At 63.4% G+C, this 24,822-nt stretch carries 25 protein-coding genes; 19 read left to right on the top strand and 6 right to left on the bottom strand.

Annotation, left to right across the window (positions count from 1 at the left end; all coding sequences use genetic code 11):
• Positions 1-81: 81 nt before the first annotated feature.
• Positions 82-1,287, bottom strand: coding sequence for an acetyl-CoA C-acetyltransferase (locus PVE35_RS09495; RefSeq protein ID WP_268177916.1), 1,206 nt, complete (start codon positions 1,285-1,287; stop codon positions 82-84).
• A 683-nt stretch (positions 1,288-1,970) separates the two neighbouring features.
• Here PVE35_RS09495 and PVE35_RS09490 point away from each other — a divergent pair.
• Both PVE35_RS09490 and PVE35_RS09485 read left to right on the top strand, forming a co-directional pair.
• Complete coding sequence (locus tag PVE35_RS09490; RefSeq protein ID WP_277374476.1) at positions 1,971-2,324, top strand: rhodanese-like domain-containing protein; 354 nt, start codon at positions 1,971-1,973, stop codon at positions 2,322-2,324.
• The gene (locus PVE35_RS09485) at positions 2,321-3,124 is read left to right on the top strand and encodes a cytochrome c (RefSeq protein WP_277374475.1); all 804 of its coding nucleotides are present in this window, start codon (positions 2,321-2,323) and stop codon (positions 3,122-3,124) included. The genes PVE35_RS09490 and PVE35_RS09485 overlap by 4 nt, the downstream gene beginning before the upstream one ends.
• 80 nt (positions 3,125-3,204) lie before the next feature.
• On the opposite strand, the gene PVE35_RS09480 is transcribed toward PVE35_RS09485, so the two are convergent.
• The 4 genes from PVE35_RS09480 to PVE35_RS09465 form a co-directional block, all read right to left on the bottom strand.
• A complete protein-coding gene (locus tag PVE35_RS09480) occupies positions 3,205-4,002 on the bottom strand; it encodes a transglutaminase family protein (protein ID WP_268177919.1) in 798 nt (265 codons plus the stop codon).
• Positions 3,999-4,949 carry an alpha-E domain-containing protein gene (locus tag PVE35_RS09475; protein ID WP_277374474.1) on the bottom strand — a complete coding sequence of 317 codons (951 nt, stop codon included), beginning with the start codon at positions 4,947-4,949 and terminating at the stop codon, positions 3,999-4,001. The genes PVE35_RS09480 and PVE35_RS09475 overlap by 4 nt, the downstream gene beginning before the upstream one ends.
• A gap of 3 nt (positions 4,950-4,952) precedes the next feature.
• Positions 4,953-6,362, bottom strand: a complete 1,410-nt coding sequence (locus tag PVE35_RS09470) for a circularly permuted type 2 ATP-grasp protein (protein ID WP_277374473.1) — start codon at positions 6,360-6,362, stop codon at positions 4,953-4,955.
• 452 nt (positions 6,363-6,814) lie between these two features.
• Entirely contained in the window at positions 6,815-7,510 is a 696-nt protein-coding gene (locus tag PVE35_RS09465; RefSeq protein ID WP_277374472.1) for an alpha/beta fold hydrolase, read from the bottom strand.
• A gap of 101 nt (positions 7,511-7,611) precedes the next feature.
• Between PVE35_RS09465 and ccoN (PVE35_RS09460) the strand changes: the two genes are divergently transcribed.
• The 14 genes from ccoN (PVE35_RS09460) to hemN all read left to right on the top strand — a co-directional run bounded on the left by ccoN (PVE35_RS09460) (position 7,612) and on the right by hemN (position 21,501).
• Positions 7,612-9,051 (top strand): cytochrome-c oxidase, cbb3-type subunit I, encoded by a 1,440-nt coding sequence (gene ccoN, locus PVE35_RS09460; RefSeq protein ID WP_268177922.1) that lies wholly within the window; start codon positions 7,612-7,614, stop codon positions 9,049-9,051.
• The gene (gene ccoO, locus PVE35_RS09455) at positions 9,051-9,659 is read left to right on the top strand and encodes a cytochrome-c oxidase, cbb3-type subunit II (protein ID WP_268177923.1); all 609 of its coding nucleotides are present in this window, start codon (positions 9,051-9,053) and stop codon (positions 9,657-9,659) included. The genes ccoN (PVE35_RS09460) and ccoO (PVE35_RS09455) overlap by 1 nt, the downstream gene beginning before the upstream one ends.
• Before the next feature lie 5 nt (positions 9,660-9,664).
• Positions 9,665-9,841: a cbb3-type cytochrome c oxidase subunit 3 gene (locus tag PVE35_RS09450; RefSeq protein ID WP_268177924.1), complete on the top strand. Its 177-nt coding sequence runs from the start codon at positions 9,665-9,667 to the stop codon at positions 9,839-9,841.
• The gene (gene ccoP, locus PVE35_RS09445; protein WP_268177926.1) at positions 9,838-10,764 is read left to right on the top strand and encodes a cytochrome-c oxidase, cbb3-type subunit III; all 927 of its coding nucleotides are present in this window, start codon (positions 9,838-9,840) and stop codon (positions 10,762-10,764) included. The genes PVE35_RS09450 and ccoP (PVE35_RS09445) overlap by 4 nt, the downstream gene beginning before the upstream one ends.
• A 342-nt stretch (positions 10,765-11,106) precedes the next feature.
• Positions 11,107-12,549: a cytochrome-c oxidase, cbb3-type subunit I gene (ccoN, locus tag PVE35_RS09440; protein ID WP_268177927.1), complete on the top strand. Its 1,443-nt coding sequence runs from the start codon at positions 11,107-11,109 to the stop codon at positions 12,547-12,549.
• On the top strand, positions 12,549-13,157 hold the full coding sequence (gene ccoO / locus PVE35_RS09435; RefSeq protein WP_134675985.1) for a cytochrome-c oxidase, cbb3-type subunit II: 609 nt from the start codon (positions 12,549-12,551) through the stop codon (positions 13,155-13,157). Before ccoN (PVE35_RS09440) ends, ccoO (PVE35_RS09435) begins: the two co-directional genes overlap by 1 nt.
• Before the next feature lie 6 nt (positions 13,158-13,163).
• Positions 13,164-13,358, top strand: coding sequence for a cbb3-type cytochrome c oxidase subunit 3 (locus PVE35_RS09430; protein WP_268177928.1), 195 nt, complete (start codon positions 13,164-13,166; stop codon positions 13,356-13,358).
• Positions 13,355-14,350: a cytochrome-c oxidase, cbb3-type subunit III gene (gene ccoP, locus PVE35_RS09425; protein WP_268177929.1), complete on the top strand. Its 996-nt coding sequence runs from the start codon at positions 13,355-13,357 to the stop codon at positions 14,348-14,350. Before PVE35_RS09430 ends, ccoP (PVE35_RS09425) begins: the two co-directional genes overlap by 4 nt.
• Before the next feature lie 161 nt (positions 14,351-14,511).
• Positions 14,512-15,921 carry a cytochrome c oxidase accessory protein CcoG gene (gene ccoG, locus PVE35_RS09420; protein WP_268177930.1) on the top strand — a complete coding sequence of 470 codons (1,410 nt, stop codon included), beginning with the start codon at positions 14,512-14,514 and terminating at the stop codon, positions 15,919-15,921.
• Between the two features lie 13 nt (positions 15,922-15,934).
• On the top strand, positions 15,935-16,453 hold the full coding sequence (locus tag PVE35_RS09415) for a FixH family protein (protein ID WP_277374471.1): 519 nt from the start codon (positions 15,935-15,937) through the stop codon (positions 16,451-16,453).
• An 8-nt stretch (positions 16,454-16,461) separates the two neighbouring features.
• A complete protein-coding gene (locus PVE35_RS09410) occupies positions 16,462-18,858 on the top strand; it encodes a heavy metal translocating P-type ATPase (RefSeq protein WP_277374470.1) in 2,397 nt (798 codons plus the stop codon).
• Positions 18,859-18,961: 103 nt separating this feature from the next.
• Positions 18,962-19,168 (top strand): cbb3-type cytochrome oxidase assembly protein CcoS, encoded by a 207-nt coding sequence (gene ccoS / locus PVE35_RS09405; RefSeq protein WP_268177934.1) that lies wholly within the window; start codon positions 18,962-18,964, stop codon positions 19,166-19,168.
• Positions 19,161-19,844, top strand: coding sequence for a sulfite exporter TauE/SafE family protein (locus tag PVE35_RS09400; protein WP_277374469.1), 684 nt, complete (start codon positions 19,161-19,163; stop codon positions 19,842-19,844). The genes ccoS and PVE35_RS09400 overlap by 8 nt, the downstream gene beginning before the upstream one ends.
• Before the next feature lie 274 nt (positions 19,845-20,118).
• Positions 20,119-21,501 carry an oxygen-independent coproporphyrinogen III oxidase gene (gene hemN, locus PVE35_RS09395; RefSeq protein WP_277374468.1) on the top strand — a complete coding sequence of 461 codons (1,383 nt, stop codon included), beginning with the start codon at positions 20,119-20,121 and terminating at the stop codon, positions 21,499-21,501.
• 146 nt (positions 21,502-21,647) lie between these two features.
• Here the strand turns inward: hemN and PVE35_RS09390 are convergent, their stop codons facing one another.
• Positions 21,648-22,097 carry a hypothetical protein gene (locus tag PVE35_RS09390; protein ID WP_268177937.1) on the bottom strand — a complete coding sequence of 150 codons (450 nt, stop codon included), beginning with the start codon at positions 22,095-22,097 and terminating at the stop codon, positions 21,648-21,650.
• Positions 22,098-22,244: 147 nt separating this feature from the next.
• Here PVE35_RS09390 and fnr point away from each other — a divergent pair, with 147 nt between their 5' ends.
• The 3 genes from fnr (at position 22,245) to PVE35_RS09375 (ending at position 24,663) form a co-directional block, all read left to right on the top strand.
• The gene (fnr, locus tag PVE35_RS09385; RefSeq protein ID WP_268177938.1) at positions 22,245-22,979 is read left to right on the top strand and encodes a fumarate/nitrate reduction transcriptional regulator Fnr; all 735 of its coding nucleotides are present in this window, start codon (positions 22,245-22,247) and stop codon (positions 22,977-22,979) included.
• A 96-nt stretch (positions 22,980-23,075) separates the two neighbouring features.
• The gene (locus PVE35_RS09380) at positions 23,076-23,624 is read left to right on the top strand and encodes an adenine phosphoribosyltransferase (RefSeq protein ID WP_268177939.1); all 549 of its coding nucleotides are present in this window, start codon (positions 23,076-23,078) and stop codon (positions 23,622-23,624) included.
• A 223-nt stretch (positions 23,625-23,847) separates the two neighbouring features.
• Positions 23,848-24,663: an ion transporter gene (locus PVE35_RS09375; protein ID WP_268177940.1), complete on the top strand. Its 816-nt coding sequence runs from the start codon at positions 23,848-23,850 to the stop codon at positions 24,661-24,663.
• The last annotated feature ends 159 nt before the right edge of the window (positions 24,664-24,822 follow it).

Below are 24,822 nucleotides of genomic sequence, written 5' to 3'. Positions count from 1 at the left end.
TATTCTCTTCCCAAAGCTGTGGGAGCTGCGTAGGGCGGGTGCAACCCGCCAGCACACGAATGGCGGGTTTCACCCTACCGATCAGATTCGTTCGATGATGGTGGCGATGCCCATGCCGCCGCCCACGCAGAGGGTGGCAAGGCCGTAGCGCAACTGGCGCTTCTCCAGTTCATCGAGCAGTGTGCCGAGGATTGCGCAGCCGGTGGCGCCCAGCGGGTGGCCCATGGCGATGGAACCGCCGTTGACGTTGACCTTGTCCTCGCTCACGCCCATGTCCTTCATGAACTTCATGACAACGGAGGCAAAAGCCTCGTTGACCTCGAACAGGTCGATGTCGTCGATGGAGAGTCCCGCCTTGGCCAGCGCCTTGCGCGTGGCCGGCGCCGGGCCGGTGAGCATGATGGTCGGGTCGGTGCTGGTCACCGCCGTGGCGACGATGCGCGCGCGCGGCTTCAGGCCCAGTTCCTTGCCCTTGGCCGCCGAGCCGATCAGCATCAACGCCGCGCCGTCGACGATGCCGGAGCTGTTGCCCGGCGTATGCACGTGCTCGATGCGCTCGACATGGCTGTAGACGCGCAGTGCAGTGGAGTCGAAGCCCATCTGCCCCATCATCTCGAAGCTCGGCTTGAGCTTGCCGAGGCCTTCCAGAGTCGAATCGCCACGGATGAATTCGTCATGGTCGAGCAGCACGATGCCGTTCTGGTCGATCACCGGCACCAGCGACCTGGCGAACGAGCCATCGGCGCTGGCGCGCGCCGCCTTCTGCTGCGAGCGCAGGGCGAAGGCATCGACATCGGCGCGGCTGAAACCCTCCAGGGTGGCGATCAGGTCGGCACCGATACCCTGCGGTACGAAATTGGTGTGGATGTTGGTTTCCGGGTCCATCACCCAGGCGCCGCCGTCCGAGCCCATGGGCACGCGCGACATGGACTCCACGCCGCCCACCACCACCAGGTCCTCGAAGCCGGAGCGTACCTTCATCGCGCCCATGTTCACCGCCTCAAGCCCCGAGGCGCAGAAGCGGTTGAGCTGCACGCCGGCGACGCTGACGTCCCAGTCCGCGACCATGGCTGCGGTCTTGGCGATGTCGGCACCCTGATCGCCCACGGGCGTCACGCAGCCCAACACGATGTCGTCGACCTGGCTGGTATCCAGATCGTTGCGCGTTTGCAGGGCATTGAGCAGGCCGGCAATTAGCTGAACCGGCTTGACGCTGTACAGCGCGCCGTCCTTCTTGCCCTTGCCACGCGGTGTGCGCACCGCATCGAAAATATATGCTTCGGTCATGGCGTCCTCGGATATGGTGTGGCGCTAGCAGGCCTGTTCTTGTCGAGCACCTCTACCATAGCGCCGCCACCTGCTGGCTCAATGACCTAAGCGCTCAGGGGCATTGACTACAAAGCTCAGACGAACGGTCATCCTGCCCCCGGAAGCTTCGTCTGATCGAGCAAGCCGTCTAGCGCAAGGTTCCTGTGCCAACGGTCAGGAACTGGCATAACGCTAAGGTACGATGACTGCGCTGCTTGCAACCAAGTTGTCTAAAAAACTGCCGGTACCCGGCCTAGAGTTGTTCGTGCACGCAGTCGTCAAGGTGCATGGGATCGTCGCCGGGTCATGCCGGGGCGAGTGACAGGATCAGGCCCAGAAGTCGCAGCAGCCAAGCGGTCGCGCAGCGGTGCCGAACACCAGCCAATAACAACAAAGGCACCGGCCATGTTCAAACAACCGAAACTCCGCCAGGCGGGCATCATTCTCTTCGCCACCACCGTCATCCTGATCATTCCCAACCTGACCCGGCTGGTCAGTTGAGGCGCAGCCCCTAGCAGGCCGTTGAGAAACGTAGGCGACGACTGCATGGATGCAGGAGGTAGAGCGACGCAGGAAGCCAAAGCCGAGGTAGTTTTTCAACAGCCTGCTAGACCCGGGCTTTCTGTCAGGCGATGCTGTACGCCCCTGCACAGGAGTTCGACATGCGCCCGTTACTGCTGCTTCTCACCTTGAGTGGTCTGGCCCAGGCCGGGGAGATCGACCAGGACGCAGCCCTGGCTGCATTGCGCCAGCCCGCTGCCGTGCTGATCGATGTACGCACCGAGCAGGAATTCGCCGACGGCGCCCTGCCCGGCGCCATTCGCATCGGCCATGAGCAGATCGCCTCGCACATCGCCGAGCTGGCCCCCGACAAGGATCGGCCGTTGGTGCTGTATTGCCGCAGCGGACGGCGCTCGTCACTGGCCCAGGAAAAACTGCAGGCACTGGGCTACAGCCAGGTGATCAACGCCGGCGCCTACGACGACCTGGCCCCGCTGCTCGAGTCGGCCCGATGAAAGCCCTGCTCGCCAGCCTGCTGCTCCTGGCCTGCAGCGTACAGAGTGCCGAACTGCAAGTGATCCAGGGCGATGCCAGGCGTACCTGGAGCAGCGCCGAGCTGCTGAATCACCCGCAGGCGCGCGATATCGAAATCCCCGACGATGTGGCCTACAAGCGCAGCATGCACTATCGCGCCGTGCCGATAAGCGTTCTGCTCGATCGCATCGCCCCTGGTGATCACCTGCAAGCGGTGGCGCTCGATGGTTTCGCCGCCGAATTGCCCGCCGCCACCCTACTGGCCACACAGGGGGCTCGCGCCTGGCTGGCCGTGGAGGACGAGCGACAGCCCTGGCCGGCGCTGGCCAAGGGCAAACCCAGCGCCGGGCCTTTCTACCTGGTCTGGAGCAATCCGGCGGCCAGTCAGATCGGCCCCGAACAATGGCCCTATCAGGTCGCGACGATTCGCCAGTTGGCGCCGGTCGCCCAGCGCTTCCCCGCCCTGGTGCCAGCGGTGGATGCCAGCGCTGACGTGCAGGCCGGTTTCGCCGTCTACCAGAAGAACTGCATGGCCTGCCATCGCCTCAATGGCGCCGGCGATGCCGAGTTCGGCCCCGACCTGAACCTGCCACACAACCCCACCGAATACTTCACAGGCGACTTCCTGCGCCAGTACATCCGCGACCCACAGAGCCTGCGGCGCTGGCCGCAGGGGCGTATGCCGGGGTTCAGCGAAACGGTATTGCCGAGCGCCGAACTAGAGCGCCTGATCGCCTATCTGCGGCACATGGCACAGCGCAAGGGCAGCACGAATCTGTAGTAGGGTGCGCCGTGCGCACCGATGTTTCGGTCGGAGGTGCGCACAGCGCACCCTACTCCCTCCCAACGCCTATCGACACTTCACTGCTGTCGCACCTGCAACAACGGCGCCACCTGCACCTGGGCGTGCATCTGCTCGCAACCGCCACCACGGCGCATGCCACGTACCGGGCAGGCGTCAAGGTAGTCCAAGCCTACCGCCAGCTTGAGATGGCGCTCCGGGCGTGCCAGGCAGTTGGTCACGTCGAAGCTGTACCAGGCGTCGCCCACCCAGGCCTCGGCCCAGGCGTGGCTGGCCAGGTGCTCGGCGTCGTCGGTGTACAGATAACCCGACACGTAGCGCGCCGGCACGCCGAGGCTGCGCGCGCAGGCGAGGAAGGCATGGGTGTGATCCTGGCAGACGCCACGGCGGCCCGCGAAAGCCTCAGCGGCGCTGGTGTCCACTGCGGTGATGCCCGGCTGGTAGGCGATATGGGCGTTGAGCGCGTGCATCAGGTCGATCAGCCCATTGCGATCGGTGCGTGACTTGCTCTGCTGAGCGGCGAATTCGCGGATGGCATCGTCGGCCTGGGTCAAACGAGTGAAGCGTAGGAAGGGCAAGGCCGACTGGCTCTCGTGCTCGGCTTCGCAGCTTTCGTCGATGTCCACCTGACCGCGAGCGCCGATGACGATGGACTCGTGCGGCTCGTCCAGGGTCAGTACGTGCAGGATATTGCCGTAGGGGTCGAGCTGGGCGTGCACCGGGCGCGGCAGGTCGAGCTGCCAACTGAGCACCTGCTGGCGTTCGCTGTCATGCGGAGTCAGGCGTAGGTACTGGATGCTCGCGCGCACCTGATCATCGTAATGGTAGGTGGTGTCATGGCTGATCGAGAGTCTCATGCGACCTCCAGATAGGACGTATGGATGGTGTTGCCTAGCTGGCGCACCAGCAGGATGAAGTCGGTCAGCCAGGCATGCAGGCCTTCGTCGAGCACTTCATCGATGCTGGTGTAGCGCAGGCGGGCATCCAGTTCGGCGGCCAGGCGTTGTGCCGGGCGACCATTCTCTCCGGGTAGACCGGAAAGCATCAGGTTGAGTTCTTCCATGCAGGCACGCAGCGAGCGCGGCACGTCCGGGCGCAGCAAGAGCAGTTCGGCCACCTTGCGCGTACGCGGCGAGCCGCGGTAGCTCTCAGCGAAGGCCTCGAACGAGGACAGTGCCCGCAGCAAGGCACTCCATTGGTAATAGCTGCGGGCGGTGCGTTCTTCCAGTTCGTCGATTTCCTCGCCAAGCATTTCATAGCGGGCATCGAGCAGACGCAGAGTGTTGTCGGCGCGCTCGATGAAGGTGCCCAGGCGGATGAAGCGATAGGCCTCGCCACGCATGATGGTGCCGAAGGTGGCACCACGGAACAGGTGCGAACGTTCCTTGACCCATTCGCAGAAACGGCTGATGCCATAGCGCCCCAGGCCTTGTTCGGCGATGCCGCGCATCTCCAGCCAGGTGGCGTTGATGTTCTCCCACATGTCGGCGGTGATCCGCCCGCGCACCGCATGGGCATTGCTGCGCGCGACCTGCAGGCAGCAGTAGATGCTGCCGGGGTTGCTCGCATCGAGGGCGAAGAAGTGCAGCATGCGCTCGGCGTGCAGCGGGCCATGGCGCTCCAGGTAGTCGTCCAGGGTGCCGGTGATCAGCAGCGGCATGGCCAGCTCATCGAGGCCGTCGCCACGGCCGTCCTGCGGCATCAGCGACAGCGAATAGCTGACGTCGAGCATGCGCGCCAGGTTCTCGGCACGCTCCAGGTAACGCGACATCCAGTACAGATCGGAGGCAGTTCTCGAAAGCATGGGTCAGTCCTCCACCACCCAGGTGTCCTTGGTACCGCCGCCCTGCGACGAGTTGACCACCAGCGAGCCTTCGCGCAGTGCCACACGCGTCAGGCCGCCGGGCACCAGGCGGGTTTCGCGGCCGGTGAGGACGAACGGACGCAGGTCGATGTGGCGCGGAGCGATACCGCGTTCGACGAAGGTCGGACAGGTCGACAGGCACAGCGTCGGCTGGGCGATATAGGCCTCCGGCTTGGCCATCAGCCGCGCGCGGAAGTTCTCGATCTCGGCCTTGCTCGCCGCCGGGCCGACCAGCATGCCGTAGCCGCCGGAACCTTGGGTTTCCTTGACCACCAGCTCCGGCAGATGAGCCAGCACGTGGGACAGCTCTTCCGGCTTGCGGCACTGCCAGGTGGGCACGTTCTTGAGAATCGGCTCCTCGTCGAGGTAGAAGCGGATCATGTCGCCAACGAAGGGGTAGACCGACTTGTCGTCGGCCACGCCGGTGCCGATGGCATTGGCCAGCACCACATTGCGCGAGCGGTAGGCCGACAGCAAACCGGCGACGCCGAGCATGGACTCGGGGTTGAAGGCCAGTGGGTCGAGGAAGGCGTCGTCGAGGCGGCGGTAGATCACGTCCACCTGACGGGCGCCGGCAGTGGTACGCATGTAAACCTTGTCGTCACGCACGAACAGGTCGGCGCCCTCCACCAGCTCTACGCCCATTTCGCGGGCGAGGAAGGCATGCTCGAAGTAGGCGCTGTTGAAACGCCCCGGCGTCAGCACCACCACCGTGGGATTGTCCAGCGGGCTGGAGCTCTTCAGCGCATCGAGCAGCAGGTTCGGGTAGTGATCCACCGGCGCCACGCGCTGCGCGGCGAACAGCTCAGGGAACAGTCGCATCATCATCTTGCGGTCTTCGAGCATGTAGCTGACGCCGCTGGGGGTGCGCAGGTTGTCTTCCAGCACGTAGTAACTGCCGTCGCCGTCACGCACCAGGTCGACCCCGGCGATATGCGCGTAGATGTCACGGTGCAGGTCGAGGCCCTGCATGGCCATCTGGTAGCCCTCGTTGGCCAGCACCTGCTCGGCCGGGATGATCCCCGCCTTGATGATGCGCTGGTCGTGGTAGAGGTCGGCGAGGAACAGGTTGAGCGCCTGTACACGCTGAATGCAGCCGCGTTCGACGATGCGCCATTCGCTGGCGGGGATCGCACGCGGGATGATGTCGAAGGGAATCAGGCGCTCGGTGCCCTGGTCATCGCCATAGAGGGTGAAAGTGATACCGGCGCGGTGAAACAGAAGGTCGGCTTCTCGGCGGCGCTGGGCCAGCAGATCGTCCGGCGTCTCAGCCAGCCAGCGGGAAAATTCGCGGTAATGCGGGCGGACAGCGCCGCTCGCGTCGTACATCTCGTCATAAAAGGTGCGGGCCATGCCGTACTCCTTGTCACCCGGACTTGCAGGTACCTTTGCAAGCCCCGAGCCAGAGCAGTTAATCCTTTAATTTCAAGTACATACCAGCAGCATCCGAACAAAACGCACCACAAAGGTGCGCCGCCATGTTTCCGTCATGAAGCGCCGCCCCATTGCGTGGCAGGCACGATGGCCATCACCCGGACATGCAACCGAAGAAGGCCAAAAACCTTTGTCAGCCGCCCTGCGCCGGGCCGGACACGCAGAGGTCACATTGCGTGACCCATCGGTCAAGCGCAACCGCTTTTGCAACACGCCGGGCACGAAAAGGTATCCGAATGAAAGTGCATAGCCGGGGTGCATAGCAGCGCTTGCTGATGGCATGGCACGAGCGGCCAGCGTCTGCGACGGTTATGAAACAGCCTAGGCTCTGTTGCCCTATCGCGCACGCCGCGACGAAGCGGCAACAGCCTCTAGCGCATCTGTGACCGAACAGCATCCGAAGCGAGGAACTCCACGATGCTTCTGGTCGCCGTGTCGAGGTGCTGTTCATGGCTGAAGCCGGACGCCTTGAGGGGTTTCAGATCATGATCGGCCGCCTGTAACCAGTGCAGCTCGATGGTCGGTGACAGATCGTAAGTGGCGACGGCCTCGCGACTGCCCAGCGCATCGCGTTCACCCTGCACGATCAGTGTCGGTGTGCGCAGCTCGGCCAGGTGCGCGACTCGCGGCTTTTCCGGTTTGCCGGCGGCATAGAAGGGATAGCCGAGGCAGACCAGCGCTGCCGCCCCCAGCTCATCGGCCAGCAGGCTGGCCATGCGCCCGCCCATGGATTTGCCGCCGATGGCCACCGGCCCTGCGACCCGTTGGCGCACCTGGGCATATACCTCGCGCCATTGCTGGAGCAGTTGCGCCTGCGGATTGGGTGGACGCTTACGCCCATCCACACGTCGTTGCGCCATATAGGCGAACTCGAAGCGCACCACCTGCACGCCGCGCGCGGCAAGGCCTCGAGCCATGCTCTGCATGAACGGGCTGTCCATGGGAGCGCCGGCGCCGTGGGCGAGGATCAGGGTAATCCCGTCGCCCTGCGGCGCTTCGTCCCACTGCCAGGGCAGCCCCGACTCACATTGACCGGCGTCAATAAACCCAGATGGCCCTTTGCTCATGCTTACCTCGCGTCGATATCCGTGGTGTTCGTGGCCTGCTCATGCCTAGGGGTGCCACGGGTATCGGCCGCTCTGCCATAACCGTGGATGGAAGCCCAGACATGAACACAACAACCCGTTCCGCCTACAACTACAGGGTGGTTCGCCAGTTCGCCATTATGACGGTGGTTTGGGGCATCGTCGGCATGGGACTCGGCGTATTCATCGCTGCCCAGCTGGCCTGGCCCGAACTGAACTTCAACCTACCCTGGACCAGCTTCGGCCGGCTCCGCCCGCTGCATACCAATGCGGTGATCTTCGCCTTCGGTGGCTGCGCTCTGTTCGCCACCAGCTACTACGCGGTGCAACGCACCAGTCAGACCACGCTGTTCGCGCCGAAACTGGCGGCCTTCACCTTCTGGGGCTGGCAACTGGTGATCCTGCTCGCAGCCATCAGCCTGCCACTGGGCTGGACCAGTTCCAAGGAATACGCCGAGCTGGAATGGCCCATCGACATCCTCATCACCATCGTCTGGGTGTCCTACGCCATCGTCTTCTTCGGTACGGTAATGCAGCGCAAGGTCAGCCACATCTATGTGGGCAACTGGTTCTTCGGTGGTTTCATCCTCACCGTGGCCATTCTCCATCTGGTCAACAACATGGAGATTCCGGTCACCCTGACCAAGTCCTACTCGCTGTATGCCGGCGCCACCGATGCGATGATCCAGTGGTGGTACGGGCACAACGCCGTGGGCTTCTTCCTCACCGCCGGTTTCCTGGGGATGATGTATTACTTCGTGCCCAAGCAGGCCGGTCGCCCGGTCTACTCCTACCGCCTGTCCATCGTCCACTTCTGGGCGCTGATCGCGGTGTACATCTGGGCCGGCCCGCACCACCTGCACTACACCGCGCTGCCTGACTGGGCCCAGTCCCTGGGCATGGTGATGTCGCTGATCCTTCTGGCCCCCTCCTGGGGCGGCATGATCAACGGCATGATGACCCTCTCCGGTGCCTGGCACAAACTGCGTACCGACCCGATCCTGCGCTTCCTCGTGGTCTCCCTGGCCTTCTACGGCATGAGCACCTTCGAGGGCCCGATGATGGCCATCAAGACCGTCAACGCCCTGTCCCACTACACCGACTGGACCATCGGCCACGTACACGCCGGCGCCCTCGGCTGGGTCGCCATGGTGTCCATCGGCTCGCTGTATCACCTGATTCCCAAGGTGTTCGGCCGTGAGCAGATGCACAGCATCGGTCTGATCAACGCCCACTTCTGGCTGGCCACCATCGGCACCGTGCTGTACATCGCCTCGATGTGGGTCAACGGCATCACCCAGGGCCTGATGTGGCGTGCGGTCAACGAGGACGGCACCCTCACCTACTCCTTCGTCGAGGCGCTGGAAGCCAGTCACCCCGGCTTCGTGGTGCGGGTGATCGGCGGCGCCATCTTCTTCAGCGGCATGCTGCTGATGGCCTGGAACGTCTGGCTGACCGTGCGTAGCGCCAAATCCGTGGAGATGGAAGCAGCCGCGCAGTTCTCGGTAGAAGGAGCCCACTGATGAAACACGAGATTCTCGAGAAGAACATCGGCCTGATGGCCCTGGTGATGATCCTGGCGGTCAGCATCGGTGGCCTGACCCAGATCGTCCCGCTGTTCTTCCAGGACGTCACCAACGAGCCGGTCGATGGCCTCAAGCCCTACACCGCCCTGCAACTGGAAGGCCGTGACATCTACATCCGTGAAGGCTGCGTCGGCTGCCACTCGCAGATGATCCGCCCGTTCCGCGCCGAGACCGAGCGCTACGGCCACTACTCGGTCGCCGGCGAAAGCGTCTGGGATCACCCCTTCCTGTGGGGCTCCAAGCGTACCGGCCCGGATCTGGCACGGGTCGGCGGCCGCTACTCGGACGAGTGGCACCGCGCCCACCTGTACAACCCGCGCAACGTCGTGCCCGAGTCGAAGATGCCCGCCTACCCCTGGCTGGTGGAAGGCACCCTCGACGGCCAGGACACCGCCAAGAAGATGAGTGCCCTGCGCACCCTCGGCGTGCCCTACAGCGACGCCGACATTGCCGGTGCCAGCGACGCGGTCAAGGGCAAGACCGAGATGGAGGCGCTGGTCGCCTACCTGCAGGTGCTCGGCACCGCCGTGAAGAACAAGAGGTAAGCGCCATGTTCGAGTTCATCGATGTGGGTACGTTGCGCGGTCTGGGTACCGCACTGGTACTGATCGCCTTCACCGCAGTCACCTTCTGGGCCTATAGCGGCGAACGCCGCGACGAGTTCAACGCAGCGGCCAACCTGCCGTTCGCCGACGACAAGCCCGATGTCTGGAGTAATGAAGCATGACAGCCTTCTGGAGCATCTACGTCACCCTGCTCACCGTCGGCACGATGGTCGCGCTGTTCTGGCTGATCTTCGCCACCCGCAAGAGCGAAGTGCACAAGAACCCGACCGAGCAGACCATGGGCCATGCCTTCGATGGCATCGAGGAGTATGACAACCCGCTGCCCAAGTGGTGGTTCATGCTGTTCCTCGGCACCCTGGTGTTCGGCGCAGCCTACCTGCTGCTCTACCCGGGTCTGGGCAACTTCAAGGGCCTGCTGCCCGGCTACGAAGACGGCTGGACTCAGGTCAATCAGTGGCAGCGCGAGATGGATCGTGCCGATGAGCTGTACGGCCCGATCTTCGCCAAGTACGCCGCCATGCCCATCGCCGAAGTGGCCAAGGACGAGCAGGCGCAGAAGATGGGCGGCCGTCTGTTCGCCTCCAACTGTGCGGTGTGCCATGGTTCCGATGCCAAGGGCAGCTACGGTTTCCCCAACCTGACCGACGATAGCTGGCGCTGGGGCGGCGAGCCGGAAACCATCAAGACCACCATCCTCAAGGGGCGTCACGGCATGATGCCGCCGCAGGGTGCGGTGATCGGCGAGGACGGCGTACGCAACGCAGCCGCCTACGTGCTGACCAAACTGGGTGGCCGTGAACTGCCGGAAGGCGAAGTGGCGGATGTCGCCGCAGGCGAGAAGATCTTCTCCACTACCTGCTTCGCCTGCCATGGCGCAGACGGCAAGGGCACACCTGCCCTGGGCGCACCGGATCTGACCCACCCGAGCGCATTCATCTACGGCAGCAGCTTCGCTCAACTGCAGCAGACAATTCGCTATGGTCGCAATGGCAACATGCCTGCTCAGGAAGATTTCCTCGGTAACGACAAGGCCCACCTGCTGGCCGCCTATGTCTACAAGCTGAGCCACGGTAAAGAGCAATAACCCCGCCTCTTGCCGGTGGTCGCAGCCGCGACCACCGGCCCCTCCCTTCATGCGACCCGATGTCGCACCATCCGACCAACAGCAACGCAGGCTCCTTCACCTGCGCTAAGCTCGTTGACAGTCGCCATCTGCATACAATTCCAAGGCGATCCATTCCTAGCGCCGCGCAAACTGCTTGCGCAACGAGGTGCAAGGCGCTTTTTCAGGCCTGACCAACAGGCCGATGAAAAGCCCTGAAACCCTGATCGTGTCGGTGGGTTGCGTTGCAATGGCTACCTGCTTTCTCCATACTTGCCGCCGATTTTTGCCCCATAAAAATCCATTAACCGTGGAACCCCTAGCATGAGCACAGCAATCAGTCAGACTGCTTATAACTATAAGGTGGTCCGCCAGTTCGCCATTATGACGGTGATCTGGGGGGTCATAGGGATGGGTCTAGGCGTGTTCATCGCCGCACAACTCGTGTGGCCGGAACTCAACCTAGGCCTGCCGTGGACCAGCTTCGGCCGTCTGCGTCCCTTGCATACCAATGCGGTGATCTTCGCCTTCGGCGGATGCGCACTGTTCGCGACTTCGTATTACGTGGTCCAGCGTACCTGCCAGACGCGTCTGGTTTCCGATGGTCTGGCTGCATTCACCTTCTGGGGCTGGCAAGCCGTGATCGTGCTCGCCGTGATCACCCTGCCCCTGGGCTACACCAGCTCCAAGGAATACGCCGAACTCGAGTGGCCGATCGACATCCTGCTGGGTGTGGTCTGGATCACCTACCTGCTGGTGTTCTTCGGCACCATCATGAAGCGCAAGACCAAGCACATCTATGTGGGCAACTGGTTCTTCGGCGCCTTCATCCTGGTCACCGCCATGCTGCACATCGTCAACAGCATGGAAATGCCGGTCAGTCTGACCAAGTCCTACTCCATGTACTCCGGCGCCACCGACGCGATGATCCAATGGTGGTACGGTCACAATGCCGTGGGCTTCTTCCTGACCACCGGCTTCCTGGGCATGATGTACTACTTCGTACCCAAGCAGGCCGAGCGTCCGATCTACTCCTACCGCCTGTCCATCGTCCACTTCTGGGCGCTGATCACCCTGTACATCTGGGCCGGCCCGCACCACCTGCACTACACCGCCCTGCCGGACTGGGCCCAGTCCCTCGGCATGGCCATGTCGGTGATCCTCCTGGCGCCGAGCTGGGGTGGCATGATCAACGGCATGATGAGCCTGTCCGGTGCCTGGCACAAACTGCGCACCGACCCGATCCTGCGCTTCCTCGTGGTCTCCCTGGCCTTCTACGGCATGAGCACCTTCGAGGGCCCGATGATGGCCATCAAGACCGTCAACGCCCTGTCCCACTACACCGACTGGACCATCGGCCACGTACACGCCGGTGCCCTCGGCTGGGTAGCGATGATCTCCATCGGCTCGCTGTACCACCTGATTCCGAAGGTGTTCGGCCGCGAGCAGATGCACAGCATCGGTCTGATCAACGCCCACTTCTGGCTGGCCACCATCGGCACCGTGCTTTACATCGCCTCGATGTGGGTCAACGGCATCACCCAGGGCCTGATGTGGCGCGCAGTCAACGAAGACGGCACCCTGACCTACTCCTTCGTCGAAGCGCTGGAAGCCAGCCATCCCGGCTTCGTGGTGCGCATGATCGGCGGCGCTTTCTTCGTCACCGGCATGCTGCTGATGGCTTACAACACCTACCGCACCGTGCGTGCCGCCAAGCCGGCTGAATACGATGCGGCTGCGCAGATTCCCGCCGGAGTAGCTCACTGATGAAACACGAAATCATCGAGAAGAATATCGGCCTGATGGCGCTGCTGATGGTGATTGCCGTCAGCATCGGCGGCCTGACCCAGATCGTTCCGCTGTTCTTCCAGGACGTCACCAACGAGCCGGTGGAAGGCCTCAAGCCCTACACCGCGCTGGAACTGGAAGGCCGTGACATCTACATCGCCAACGGCTGCGTCGGCTGCCACTCGCAGATGATCCGTCCGTTCCGTGCAGAAACCGAGCGCTACGGCCACTACTCCGTCGCCGGCGAAAGCGTCTGGGATCACCCCTTCCTGTGGGGCTCCAAGCGTACCGGCCCGGATCTGGCCCGCGTCGGCGGCCGCTACTCGGACGAGTGGCATCGCGCCCACCTTTATAACCCGCGCAACGTCGTGCCCGAGTCGAAGATGCCCGCCTACCCCTGGCTGGTGGAAAACAAGCTCGATGGCAAGGACACCGCGAAGAAGATGGAAGTCATGCGTGGCTTCGGCATCCCCTACACCGACGAGGACATCGCCGGTGCCCGTGATGCAGTGAAAGGCAAGACCGAAATGGACGCGCTGGTCGCGTACCTGCAGGTTCTCGGCACTTCCATCAAGAACAAACGGTAAGACGCCATGGATATCGGGACTATTCGCGGAATCGGCACGGCGGTGGTGTTCATCGCCTTCATCAGCGTGGTGCTCTGGGCCTACAGCAGCAAGCGCAAGTCCAGCTTCGACGAAGCCGCCAACCTGCCCTTCGCCGACGACCCCGAAACCAAGCCCGAGTCCAAGCGTGACCAAGACTCTTCCAGGAGCAATAACCAATGACCACGTTCTGGAGTTGGTACGTAACCATCCTCTCCCTGGGCACCATCTTCGCCCTGACCTGGCTGATCTTCGGCACCCGCAAGGGCCAGCGCCAGGAAGTGACCGACGAAACCGTCGGCCACAGCTTCGATGGCATCGAGGAGTATGACAACCCGCTGCCCAAGTGGTGGTTCATGCTGTTCGTCGCCACCATCGTCTTCGCTCTGGGCTACCTGGCCCTGTATCCGGGCCTGGGCAACTTCAAAGGCCTGCTGCCGGGGTACGACTACCTCGACAGCGAGAGCAAGACCCCCTTCGCAGAAGGTGTACAGATTGCTGATGGCTCCATGCGTCACTCCGGCTGGACCGGCGTGCACCAGTGGGAGAAGGAAATGGCGCGCGCCGATGCGCAATACGGCCCGCTGTTCGCCAAGTACGCCGCCATGCCGATCGAGGAAGTGGCCAAGGACGAGCAAGCCCTGAAAATGGGTGGTCGCCTGTTCGCCTCCAACTGCTCGGTCTGCCACGGCTCCGATGCCAAGGGCAGCTATGGTTTCCCCAACCTGACCGACAACGAATGGCGCTGGGGCGGCGAGCCGGAAACCATCAAGACCACCATCCTCAAAGGTCGTGAAGGCGCCATGCCCGCCCAAGGCCCGGCCATCGGCGAAGACGGTGTACGCAACGTCGCCGCCTACGTGCTGACCCAACTGGCTGGCCGTCAACTGCCGGAAGGCGTGGAAGCCGACATCGCTGCTGGCCAGAAGGTCTTCGCCGGCACCTGCTTCGCGTGCCACGGCGCCGACGGCAAGGGCACCCCCGCCATGGGCGCGCCGAACCTGACCAACCCGGCAGCGTTCATCTACGGCAGCAGCTATGCTCAGTTGCAACAGACCATCCGCTACGGTCGTCACGGCAAGATGCCGGCCCAGGAAGAATTCCTCGGCAACGACAAGGTGCACCTGCTGGCTGCCTACGTTTACAGCCTGTCGCATCAGAGCGAAGAGCAGTAAGCGCAGCACGACTCTTTTGACAAGGGTCAATGAACGCCCGGGTCGCGACTGCTCGTCGCACCCGGGCGTTGTCTTTCAGGCGTACCATATGGGTACCGTGAAACGACCCTGACCGGCACGTATCGGCCTGGGCTGCCAACCAACCGCTGTGGTGCGCATCGATGAGCAATCAGATACCTGTCCAGGACATCACCCCCCCTGCCAAGAATGCCGGCGTCGATCTCTACGCCAGCCGCGAGAAGATCTACACCCGCGCCTTCACCGGGCTGTTCCGCAATCTGCGACTCGCAGGCGGCGCCCTGCTCTTCCTGCTGTTCTTCGGCACCGTCTGGCTCAACTGGGATGGTCGCCAGGCCGTGTGGTGGAACCTGCCGGAGCGCAAGTTCCATATCTTCGGCGCCACCTACTGGCCGCAGGACTTCATGCTGCTGTCCTGGCTGCTGATCATCTGCGCCTTCGGTCTGTTCTTCATCACCGTCTTCGCCGGCCGCGTCTGGTGCGGCTATACCTGCCCGCAGAGCGTGTTCACCTGGGTATTCATGTGGGCGGAGAAAGTCACCGAGGGTGACCGCAACCAGCGCATGAAGCTGGACAAGCAACCCATCAGCGGCAACAAGCTGGGACGCAAGCTCGCCAAGCATGGCATCTGGGTCGGCGTATCGCTGCTGACCGCCATTACCTTCGTCGGCTACTTCACGCCGATTCGCGACCTGGTGGTGGAGATCTTCACCGGCCAGGCCAGCGGCTGGGCCTATTTCTGGATCGGCTTCTTCACCCTCGCCACCTACGGCAATGCGGGCTACCTGCGCGAGCAGGTGTGCATCTACATGTGCCCCTATGCGCGCTTCCAGAGCGTGATGTTCGACCAGGACACCCTGATCGTCTCCTACGATCCGCGCCGCGGCGAGAAGCGTGGCCCGCGCAAGAAGGACGCGGACTACAAGGCCCAGGGCCTGGGTGACTGCATCGACTGCAAGATGTGCGTGCACGTCTGCCCCACTGGCATCGACATCCGCGACGGCCTGCAGATCGAGTGCATCGGCTGCGCGGCCTGCATCGATGCCTGCGACAGCATCATGGAGAAGATGAACTATCCCAAGGGACTGATCAGCTACACCACTGAACACAACCTGTCCGGCCACAAGACCCACCTGCTGCGGCCACGCCTGATCGGCTACGCTGTCGCGCTGGTGGCGATGATGGGCCTGTTCGCCTGGGCCGTGGCCAACCGCCCGCTGGTGGAGCTGGACGTGCTCAAGGATCGCGTGCTATTTCGCGAGAACGAGCGTGGCTACATCGAGAACGTCTACACCCTGAAGATCATGAACAAGGCGCAGCACGACATGACCTACGTGATCAGCGCCGACGGCCTCGACGGCCTGGTCTACGAAGGCAAGCGCGAGGTGCGCGCCCTCGCCGGCGAGGTGTACTCCTTCCCGGTGGAGCTCTCCATCGCGCCGGAGAAGCTGCCCTCGAGCGCCAACAACATCGTCTTCCACGTACAATCGGCGGACGACCCCAGTATCAAGAACGACGCTGACAGCCGCTTCATCGGCCCAAGCGTCCGCTGACAACGGAAAGAGCATGACCGAGCACGCACCATCGCCAGCCAAACCCTGGTACAAGCAGTTCTGGCCCTGGTTCATCATCGCCCTGCTGGGCTATTCGGTGGTGCAGGGCGTTGCCCTGCTCACCCTGGCCACCAAAAACCCACCGGGGTTGATTTCCGACGACTACTACGACGTCGGCAAAGGCATCAACCAGTCGCTGGAGCGCGAGAAACTGGCCGAGCGTCTGCAACTACATGGCGAGCTGGTATTGGACAACACCACCGGTACCGCCCTGCTCAGCCTGCAGGGTAACAGCCGCCCACAGCAGATCGTGCTCAACCTGATCTCTCCGACCCAGCCGGAGCGCGATCGCCGTGTCATCCTGCAACCGACGGCGGACGGCCAGTACCGTGGGCAGATGGTCGATCAGGTCAGCGGTCGCCGCTTCGTCGAACTGCTCGGCCAGGAAGGCAGCCAGAACTGGCGGCTGTTCGAGGAAGAGACCATCAGCGATGGCCAGAGCATCATGATCGGTGACAACCCCTCCTACTGACCCTGCCGATGCCCACCCCCACTCCCTGCTATCACTGTGGCCTGCCGGTGCCTGCCGGCAGCCAGTTCCATGCCGACGTGCTCGGCCAGACCCGCGAAATGTGCTGCCCCGGCTGTCAGGCCGTGGCCGAAGCCATCGTCGCCGGCGGCCTGGAGCATTACTACAGCCATCGCAGCGAGAACGCGGCCAACCCGCAGGCACTGCCCGCCGCCCTGCCGGATGAACTGGCGCTGTATGACCGCAGCGATGTGCAGCAGCCCTTCGTCCAGCACCAGGGCGAACTGAGCGAAACCCAGTTGCTGATCGAAGGTATTAGCTGCGCCGCCTGCGGCTGGCTGATCGAGAAGCACCTGCGCGGCGTGCCAGGCGTGGCCGAAGCGCACCTGAACCTGTCCAACCACCGCCTGCAGGTGCGCTGGCAGGACAGCCAGATCGCCCTGAGCAAGCTGCTCGCCGAACTGCGCCGCATCGGTTACGCCGCCCACCCCTGGCGCGCTGACGAGGTGGCCGAACGCATGGCCGCGGAAAACCGCCGGCGCATGCGCGAGCTGGGCGTGGCCGGGTTGTTGTGGATGCAGGTGATGATGGCGACCATGGCCACCTGGCCGGAATTCAACATCGACCTGTCGCCGGAGCTGGACAAGATCCTGCGCTGGACCAGCCTGTTTCTCACCACGCCTATCGTCTTCTACTGCTGCGGCCAGTTCTTCCGTGGCGCCCTGCGCGACCTGCGTACGCGTCACCTGACCATGGACGTCTCGGTCTCGCTGGCCATCGGCGGTGCCTACGTGGCCGGCATCTGGTCGACCATCACCGGCCAGGGCGAACTGTATTTCGACGCCGTGGGCATGTTTGCGCTGTTCTTGCTCGCCGGGCGCTACCTGGAGCGCCGTGCACGAGAACGGACGGCAGCCGCTACGGCGCAGTTGGTCAAGCTGCTACCGGCCTCCTGCCTGCGCTTGAACGCCGACGGCCAGAGCCAGCGCATCCTGCTCAGCGAGCTGCGCGAAGGTGAGCAAGTGCTGGTGCAACCCGGCTCGCTGATTCCCGCTGACGGGCGCATCCTCGCAGGCCAATCCAGTGTCGACGAATCGCTGCTCACTGGCGAATACCTGCCGCAGGCACGCGGCATCGGCGACCCCGTCACCGCCGGCACGTTGAACGTCGAAGGCCCGCTGACGGTGAGCGTGCAGGCCCTGGGCGACGCCACCCGGCTGTCGGCCATCGTGCGCCTGCTGGAGCGCGCGCAGAGCGAGAAGCCGCGCCTGGCAGAAATCGCCGACCGGGTTTCGCAGTGGTTTTTGCTGTTCATCCTCGTTGCCGCTGCCGTGGTCGGTCTCGCCTGGTGGGAAATCGACTCCAGCCGCGCCTTCTGGGTGGTGCTCGCCCTGCTCGTGGCCACCTGCCCCTGCGCATTGGCCCTAGCCACGCCGACCGCGCTGACCACCGCCACCGGCAGCCTGCACAAGCTGGGCCTGCTGCTGACCCGTGGCCATGTGCTCGAAGGCCTCAACCATATCGACACGCTGGTGCTGGACAAGACCGGCACCCTGACCGAAGGCCGCCTCGCCCTCAGCGCCATCCATCCGCTGCGCGAACTCGATCAGGACGCCTGCCTGGCCCTGGCCGCCGCCCTGGAAAACCGCTCCGAACACCCCATTGCCCGCGCCTTTGGCCAGGCGCCACGCGCAGCCGACAGCGTCGACAGCTATCCCGGCCAGGGCCTGCAGGGCCGCGTCGACGGCCGCCTGCTGCGCATCGGCGAAGCCGGCTTCGTCTGCGCCTTGAGTGGCCAGACCGTGCCAGCGATTACCAGCCAATATGGCCAGTGGCTGCTGCTGGGGGATGAGCAGGGCCCACTGGCGTGGTTCGTGCTCGACGACCGCCTGCGCGAGGATGCGCCCGAGCTGATCGCCGCCGCCCGCGCCCGTGGCTGGCACATCCACCTGCTGTCCGGCGACAGCTCGCCGATGGTGGGTGAAGTGGCGCGTCAGCTCGGCATCGAGGATGCCCGTGGCGGCCTGACCCCGGATGCCAAGCTGGCTGTACTCAAACAGTTGCATGCCGAAGGCCGTCGCGTACTGATGCTCGGCGATGGCGTCAATGACGTGCCGGTGCTGGCTGCAGCCGATATCAGCGTGGCCATGGGTTCGGCGTCCGACCTGGCCAAGACCAGTGCCGATGCCGTACTGCTGTCCAATCGCCTGAGCAGCCTGGTGCAGGGCCTGAGCATGGCCAAACGCACACGGCGTATCATCATCGAAAACCTGTGTTGGGCGACCCTGTACAATGGCCTGGTGCTGCCGTTCGCGGCGCTCGGCTGGATCACCCCCATCTGGGCAGCGGTGGGCATGTCGTTCAGCTCGCTGCTGGTGGTACTCAATGCCCTGCGTCTGAGCCGCTAAGCTGCAGCAAGCGTAGCCCGAACATCGAGGAGCGAGCCCTGCTCGCGAAGAAGCATTTCGCGAACAAGGCTCGCTCCTACCCAGACGCCACCCCGGAGAGCGTATGTCCGCCCTGTACATCCTGATTCCCGTCGCCATCGCCCTGGTCGCGTTCGCCATCTGGCTGTTCTTCTGGGCGGTGGACAGCGGCCAGTACGACGACCTCGACAGCCCCGCCCACAGCATTCTCTTCGACGACGAGGATCCGCTGCACAAGGCCGGCGTCGAGCAGGCCGAGGATCACAACAAGCCGGGCAAACCTGATGCTTGAGCTGGCTCCCCTGCTGGTGTCGGCGCTGATCCTCGGCCTGCTCGGCGGCGGTCATTGCCTGGGCATGTGTGGTGGCCTGATGGGCGCGCTGACCCTGGCGATTCCTCCGGAGCAACGCGGCAAGCGCCTGCGCCTGCTGCTGGCCTACAACCTCGGGCGCATTCTCAGCTACAGCGCCGCCGGCCTGCTCCTCGGCCTGGCCGGTTGGGCCGTGGCTGGCAGTAGCGCCGAAGTGGTCATGCGCAGCCTCGCTGCCCTGCTGCTGATCGCCATGGGCCTGTACCTGGCCGGCTGGTGGAGCGGGCTGACACGCATCGAAGCGCTGGGCCGTGGCCTGTGGCGGTACATCCAGCCCCTGACTCGGCGCTTCATGCCGGTCACCAGCATCCCGAAGGCCGTGGTGTTGGGCGGACTATGGGGCTGGCTGCCCTGCGGCCTGGTCTACAGCACCCTGCTGTGGGCCTCAAGCCAGGGCAATGCAGTGGACAGCGCCCTGCTGATGCTGGCGTTCGGCCTCGGCACCTGGCCAGTCTTGCTGGCCACCGGGCTGGCCGCCGAGCGCCTCACCGCGCTGCTGCGCAAACGGGGCGTGCGCATGGCGGGTGGCCTGCTGGTTATCCTGTTCGGCCTCTGGACCCTGCCCGGCCCGCACCAGCATTGGCTGATGGGGCACTAGAGCAGCTACAAGCCTCAAGAGGCAAGTAAAAGCAGAAGCACGAGCACGCGCGTAGCCCGGATGCAATCCGGGAAAACCTGCCACCACTCCCCGGATTGCATCCGGGCTACGTCGCCAGAGCAGCTACAAGCTGCAAGCCTCAAGCGTCAAGTAAAAACAGAAGCACGGGCTACGCTCTCGGTCGCCCCTGCCTTTCTCCCCGTTGATTCAGGTCAAGGCCCCCACACACCCGCATCCCTAGACTGGCCGCACAGCCTGTACAGGATTATTTCCCATGCTCGACGCCATCCAGTGGGATGCCGACCTGATCCGCCGCTACGATCTCGCCGGCCCGCGCTACACCTCCTATCCGACCGCCGTGCAGTTCCACGACGACATCGGCCCCTTCGACCTGCTGCATGCGCTGCGCGACAGCCGCAAGGCAGGCCGCCCACTGTCGCTCTACGTGCACATCCCGTTCTGTTCGCACATCTGCTATTACTGCGCCTGCAACAAGGTGATCACCAAGGATCGCGGTCGCGCCCTGCCCTATCTGGAGAAACTGGAACGGGAAATCGAGATCGTCAGCCGCTACATCGGCAAGGAACAGGTGATTGAGCAACTGCACTTCGGCGGCGGCACACCCACCTTCCTCAGTCACGACGAACTGCGCCGTCTGATGCAGCACCTGCGCCAGCATTTCAACCTGCTGGATGACGACTCCGGCGACTACAGCATCGAGATCGACCCCCGCGAAGCGGATTGGTCGACCATGGGCCTGCTGCGCGAGCTGGGTTTCAACCGCGTCAGCCTCGGCGTGCAGGATCTCGACCCCGAGGTGCAGCGCGCGGTCAACCGCCTGCAGACCCTGGAAGAAACCCGCGCCATAGTCGAGGCGGCACGCACCCTGCAGTTTCGCTCGTTGAACATCGACCTGATCTACGGCCTGCCCAAGCAAACCCCGGAGCGCTTCGCTCGCACCGTGGCCGAAGTGATCGCCCTGCAACCCGATCGCCTGTCAGTGTTCAACTATGCGCACCTGCCGGAACGCTTCATGCCACAGCGGCGCATCAACGCCGAGGATCTGCCGCCGGCGGCCGACAAGCTGGCCATGCTGCAGGCCAGCATCGAGCAACTGACCAAGGCCGGCTACCGTTACATCGGCATGGATCACTTCGCCCTGCCCGACGACGAGCTGGCGGTGGCGCAGGAGGAAGGCACCCTGCAGCGCAACTTCCAGGGCTATACCACCCACGGTCATTGCGACCTGATCGGCCTGGGGGTCTCGGCCATCAGCCAGATAGGTGACCTGTACAGTCAGAACGACAGCGACATCGGCAACTACCAGCAGAGCCTCGGCAATGGCCAACTAGCCACGCGCCGTGGCTTGCACTGCAACGCCGACGACCGCGTGCGGCGTGCCGTGATTCAGCAACTGATCTGCCACTTCGAGCTGGATTTCCGTGGCATCGAACAGGCTTACGCCATCGATTTCCGCTACTACTTCTCGGCGCTCTGGCCGGATCTGCAGCGCCTGCACGATGACGGCCTGATCGAACTTGGTGAACACGGCATCCGGGTACTGGCCGCCGGCCGCCTGCTGGTGCGCTCGCTGTGCATGCTGTTCGACCGTTACCTGACCGACCAGGTGCGTCAGCGCTTCTCACGGGTGATCTGAATAGCACGGCCTGTGTTTTGCGGCTTACAGCGTGTAGGAACGGATTTATCTGCGAAAGGGTTGCCGCCGTAGCCGCCAGAATCGCCAATGAATCCGCTCCCACGGTCGCGGACGATATCTGGCCGGCATCAGCCAGCACACCGTTTTCAGCCCATGGCCAGGGATGAGGCGGTCTGCATCTGTTCCTTGCTCAAGCCCTGCTCACGCATCTGCCTGATCAGGTTGGCATTGGCCGAGGTCAGTGCGCTATTGAGGCTGCTCAGCTCCGTCTGCAAGGCATCGGCCTTGGCCCGCTTGGTTTCCGCATCCAGGCTCTGGTCGGCCATCAGCGCCTTGAGTTCGGCCTGCTTGGCGGCGATCTCAGCCTTCAGCTTGCGGATCATCTTCAGCAACTCCTTGATGCTGTCCGGCAAGCCGCTCTCGTCGACATCCTTGTTGTTCGCCTCGCCCCTGCTGGCCGACAGGCTCTTGCCCAATTCCGACAGGCTGACCCGCAAGCCATCGCGCACCTCTTCAGGCGTCTGCTCGACTGCGATATTTTGTCGCTGAGAAGCTATGCTCAGGTTGCTCAGCGGGGTATTAGCGTCGATGCGCATCTTCGCACCTCCCTTGCTTTCGATTGCAACTGCTATCGGCCGCACCAGGACAAACTTGAACGTCAGTTCAGCTTTCTTTCGACTGGCCGCAAGCCTTGCCCTGCTGTACTCTTTAACGTCATTGCGTGTTTATCAGGAAGCGGAACGATGTCCGAGAACATCAAGCTGCGGGCACAGCACCAAGCCCATTGCAAGGATTGCAGCCTGGCCAGCCTGTGTCTGCCGATCTCGCTGAACATGGAAGACATGGACGCGCTCGACGAAATCGTCAAACGCGGTCGCCCACTGAAGAAAGGCGAGTTTCTGTTCCGTCAGGGCGATGCCTTCGGCTCGGTATTCGCGGTGCGCTCCGGTGCGTTGAAGACCTTCGGTCTGAGCGACTCGGGTGAGGAACAGATCACCGGCTTCCACCTGCCCAGCGAGCTGGTCGGCCTGTCCGGCGTCGATGGCGAGCGCTACCCGGTGTCGGCCCAGGCCCTGGAAACCACTTCGGTGTGCGAGATCCCCTTCGAGCGCCTGGATGACCTGGCTCTGCAACTGCCGCAACTGCGTCGCCAGCTCATGCGCATCATGAGCCGCGAGATCCGTGACGATCAGCAGATGATGTTGCTGCTGTCGAAGAAGACCGCCGACGAGCGCATCGCCACCTTCCTGGTCAACCTCTCCGCCCGCTTCCGCGCCCGAGGCTTTTCCGCCAACCAGTTCCGCCTGGCCATGTCACGCAACGAAATCGGCAACTACCTGGGTCTTGCCGTGGAGACGGTGTCCCGCGTGTTCACCCGCTTCCAGCAGAACAACTTGCTCGAGGCCGAAGGCAAGGAAGTGCACATTCTCGACCCCATCGAGCTGTGCGCCCTGGCCGGTGGCAATATCGACATCTGAAACCACCGCAGTCCCTGACACCAGCGGTTTCCCTCCAGCACGACAGCGCCGCGCATGCGCGGCGTTTTCGTCCGCGCGATTCCAGCAGGACACCCCATGATCTTCGACGAATTCAGCATCAAGACCCTGATCCGCCCGGTGGTGGACTTCCCCAAGCCCGGCGTGGTGTTCCGTGACATCACCCCGCTGTTCCAGTCGCCCCGCGCGTTGCGCATGGTCGCTGACAGCTTCATCCAGCGCTACGTCGAAGCCGAGTTCAGCCATATCGGCGCCATGGATGCCCGTGGTTTCCTGATCGGCTCGATCATCGCCTACGAACTGAACAAGCCACTGGTGCTATTTCGCAAGCAGGGCAAGCTGCCAGCCGACGTGCTCAGCGAGGGGTATCAGACCGAATACGGCGAAGCCTTCCTGGAAGTGCACGCCGACAGCCTGTGCGAAGGCGACTCGGTGCTGATCTTCGATGATCTGATCGCCACGGGTGGCACCCTGATCGCCGCCGCCAATCTGGTAAGGCGCATGGGTGCAACCATCCATGAGGCAGCCGCGATCATCGATCTGCCGGAACTGGGCGGCTCGCAGAAGCTGCAGGACGCCGGCATCGCCACCTTCACCCTGACCGCCTTCGCCCTCGACGAGCAGTAATCCCCAGGTCATCGCCACCTCCAGCCGCTCCGATCTGCACAAGGCTTCACCACTGCCGCAAAGGCTGTGAGCGAAGCCTGGCGACAAGGGCTCAGCAGCTCACGGAAACAATGGGTAACCCTTAATACCCAGGGCAAGCCCTCCAACACCTGATCAGCTTCGGTCTGGAAACCGTAGAATCATTCGCTCACTTCCCTGACCGAATCTCGATTGCCCCTTGACCATGAACGAACTCACTACGCATCCGAGTCCTGCTTGGCGTCAGCGCCTGGGCGCTGTCATGGACGGTACGTCCGTACAGCGTCTGATCACGGTATTGATCCTGATAAATGCCGCCATCCTCGGCATGCAGACCTCGCCGAACATCATGGCGCAATGGGGCAAACCACTGCTGATCCTCGACGCGCTGATCCTCGCCTGCTTCGTCATCGAGTTGCTCCTGCGCTTCACCGCACGCGGCCTGAAGCTGCTGCGCGACCCCTGGGCAGTGTTCGACTGCCTGGTGGTCGGCATCGCCCTGATTCCAGCCAGCGGCCCCTTCGCCGTGCTGCGCGCCCTGCGCGTATTGCGGGTGCTGCGCCTGGTGTCGATCAATCCGAGCATGCGCAAGGTGGTGCAAGCGCTGCTCGCCTCGCTGCCGGGCATGGGCAGCATCGTCATGCTCATGGGGCTGATCTTCTACGTCGCTGCGGTGATGGCCACGCAGTTGTTCGGCCAGAGCTTTCCCGAGTGGTTCGGCAACATCGGCGCCAGCCTCTATACCCTGTTCCAGGTGATGACCCTGGAAAGCTGGTCGATGGGCATCGTCCGCCCGGTGATGGAACAGCACCCACTGGCCTGGCTGTTCTTCGTGCCCTACATCCTCATCGCCACCTTCATGATGCTCAATCTGTTCATCGCGGTGATCGTCAACGCCATGCAGAGCACCCACGAGCCCAATGCCGAAGAACAGGCTGCGGTGGCGCGCGAGCAGGCCATACTCGACGAGCTGCGCGCACTGCGCCAGGAACTGAGCGAGCTGCGGCAAAAGCCGTCCTGAACGGCTCACGAGTGCAAGACCCGCCTAAAGTTGGCGGCGTTGGGCCGCATGAAACCTGATAGTTACATCGTTCAATGGCAAAGTCGCCGCAGGAGGCATGCGGCCCTATCCGCGACTGGTGCCAATCAGAGCCGCATAACAATCGGGAGCACGACTCCC

This window comes from Pseudomonas sp. AA-38 (assembly GCF_029457475.1).
In the GTDB taxonomy this organism is placed as follows: Bacteria; Pseudomonadota; Gammaproteobacteria; order Pseudomonadales; family Pseudomonadaceae; genus Aquipseudomonas.
This window is presented reverse-complemented; position numbering and strand designations above follow the sequence as displayed.

Excerpts from the sequence above, each read along its gene's own strand:
- PVE35_RS09495 (WP_268177916.1), bottom strand. The coding sequence starts at position 1,287 with ATGACCGAAGCATATATTTTCGATGCGGTGCGCACACCGCGTGGCAAG.
- PVE35_RS09490 (WP_277374476.1), top strand. The coding sequence starts at position 1,971 with ATGCGCCCGTTACTGCTGCTTCTCACCTTGAGTGGTCTGGCCCAGGCC.
- PVE35_RS09485 (WP_277374475.1), top strand. The coding sequence starts at position 2,321 with ATGAAAGCCCTGCTCGCCAGCCTGCTGCTCCTGGCCTGCAGCGTACAG.
- PVE35_RS09480 (WP_268177919.1), bottom strand. The coding sequence starts at position 4,002 with ATGAGACTCTCGATCAGCCATGACACCACCTACCATTACGATGATCAG.
- PVE35_RS09475 (WP_277374474.1), bottom strand. The coding sequence starts at position 4,949 with ATGCTTTCGAGAACTGCCTCCGATCTGTACTGGATGTCGCGTTACCTG.
- PVE35_RS09470 (WP_277374473.1), bottom strand. The coding sequence starts at position 6,362 with ATGGCCCGCACCTTTTATGACGAGATGTACGACGCGAGCGGCGCTGTC.
- PVE35_RS09465 (WP_277374472.1), bottom strand. The coding sequence starts at position 7,510 with ATGAGCAAAGGGCCATCTGGGTTTATTGACGCCGGTCAATGTGAGTCG.
- ccoN (WP_268177922.1), top strand. The coding sequence starts at position 7,612 with ATGAACACAACAACCCGTTCCGCCTACAACTACAGGGTGGTTCGCCAG.
- ccoO (WP_268177923.1), top strand. The coding sequence starts at position 9,051 with ATGAAACACGAGATTCTCGAGAAGAACATCGGCCTGATGGCCCTGGTG.
- PVE35_RS09450 (WP_268177924.1), top strand. The coding sequence starts at position 9,665 with ATGTTCGAGTTCATCGATGTGGGTACGTTGCGCGGTCTGGGTACCGCA.
- ccoP (WP_268177926.1), top strand. The coding sequence starts at position 9,838 with ATGACAGCCTTCTGGAGCATCTACGTCACCCTGCTCACCGTCGGCACG.
- ccoN (WP_268177927.1), top strand. The coding sequence starts at position 11,107 with ATGAGCACAGCAATCAGTCAGACTGCTTATAACTATAAGGTGGTCCGC.
- ccoO (WP_134675985.1), top strand. The coding sequence starts at position 12,549 with ATGAAACACGAAATCATCGAGAAGAATATCGGCCTGATGGCGCTGCTG.
- PVE35_RS09430 (WP_268177928.1), top strand. The coding sequence starts at position 13,164 with ATGGATATCGGGACTATTCGCGGAATCGGCACGGCGGTGGTGTTCATC.
- ccoP (WP_268177929.1), top strand. The coding sequence starts at position 13,355 with ATGACCACGTTCTGGAGTTGGTACGTAACCATCCTCTCCCTGGGCACC.
- ccoG (WP_268177930.1), top strand. The coding sequence starts at position 14,512 with ATGAGCAATCAGATACCTGTCCAGGACATCACCCCCCCTGCCAAGAAT.
- PVE35_RS09415 (WP_277374471.1), top strand. The coding sequence starts at position 15,935 with ATGACCGAGCACGCACCATCGCCAGCCAAACCCTGGTACAAGCAGTTC.
- PVE35_RS09410 (WP_277374470.1), top strand. The coding sequence starts at position 16,462 with ATGCCCACCCCCACTCCCTGCTATCACTGTGGCCTGCCGGTGCCTGCC.
- ccoS (WP_268177934.1), top strand. The coding sequence starts at position 18,962 with ATGTCCGCCCTGTACATCCTGATTCCCGTCGCCATCGCCCTGGTCGCG.
- PVE35_RS09400 (WP_277374469.1), top strand. The coding sequence starts at position 19,161 with ATGCTTGAGCTGGCTCCCCTGCTGGTGTCGGCGCTGATCCTCGGCCTG.
- hemN (WP_277374468.1), top strand. The coding sequence starts at position 20,119 with ATGCTCGACGCCATCCAGTGGGATGCCGACCTGATCCGCCGCTACGAT.
- PVE35_RS09390 (WP_268177937.1), bottom strand. The coding sequence starts at position 22,097 with ATGCGCATCGACGCTAATACCCCGCTGAGCAACCTGAGCATAGCTTCT.
- fnr (WP_268177938.1), top strand. The coding sequence starts at position 22,245 with ATGTCCGAGAACATCAAGCTGCGGGCACAGCACCAAGCCCATTGCAAG.
- PVE35_RS09380 (WP_268177939.1), top strand. The coding sequence starts at position 23,076 with ATGATCTTCGACGAATTCAGCATCAAGACCCTGATCCGCCCGGTGGTG.
- PVE35_RS09375 (WP_268177940.1), top strand. The coding sequence starts at position 23,848 with ATGAACGAACTCACTACGCATCCGAGTCCTGCTTGGCGTCAGCGCCTG.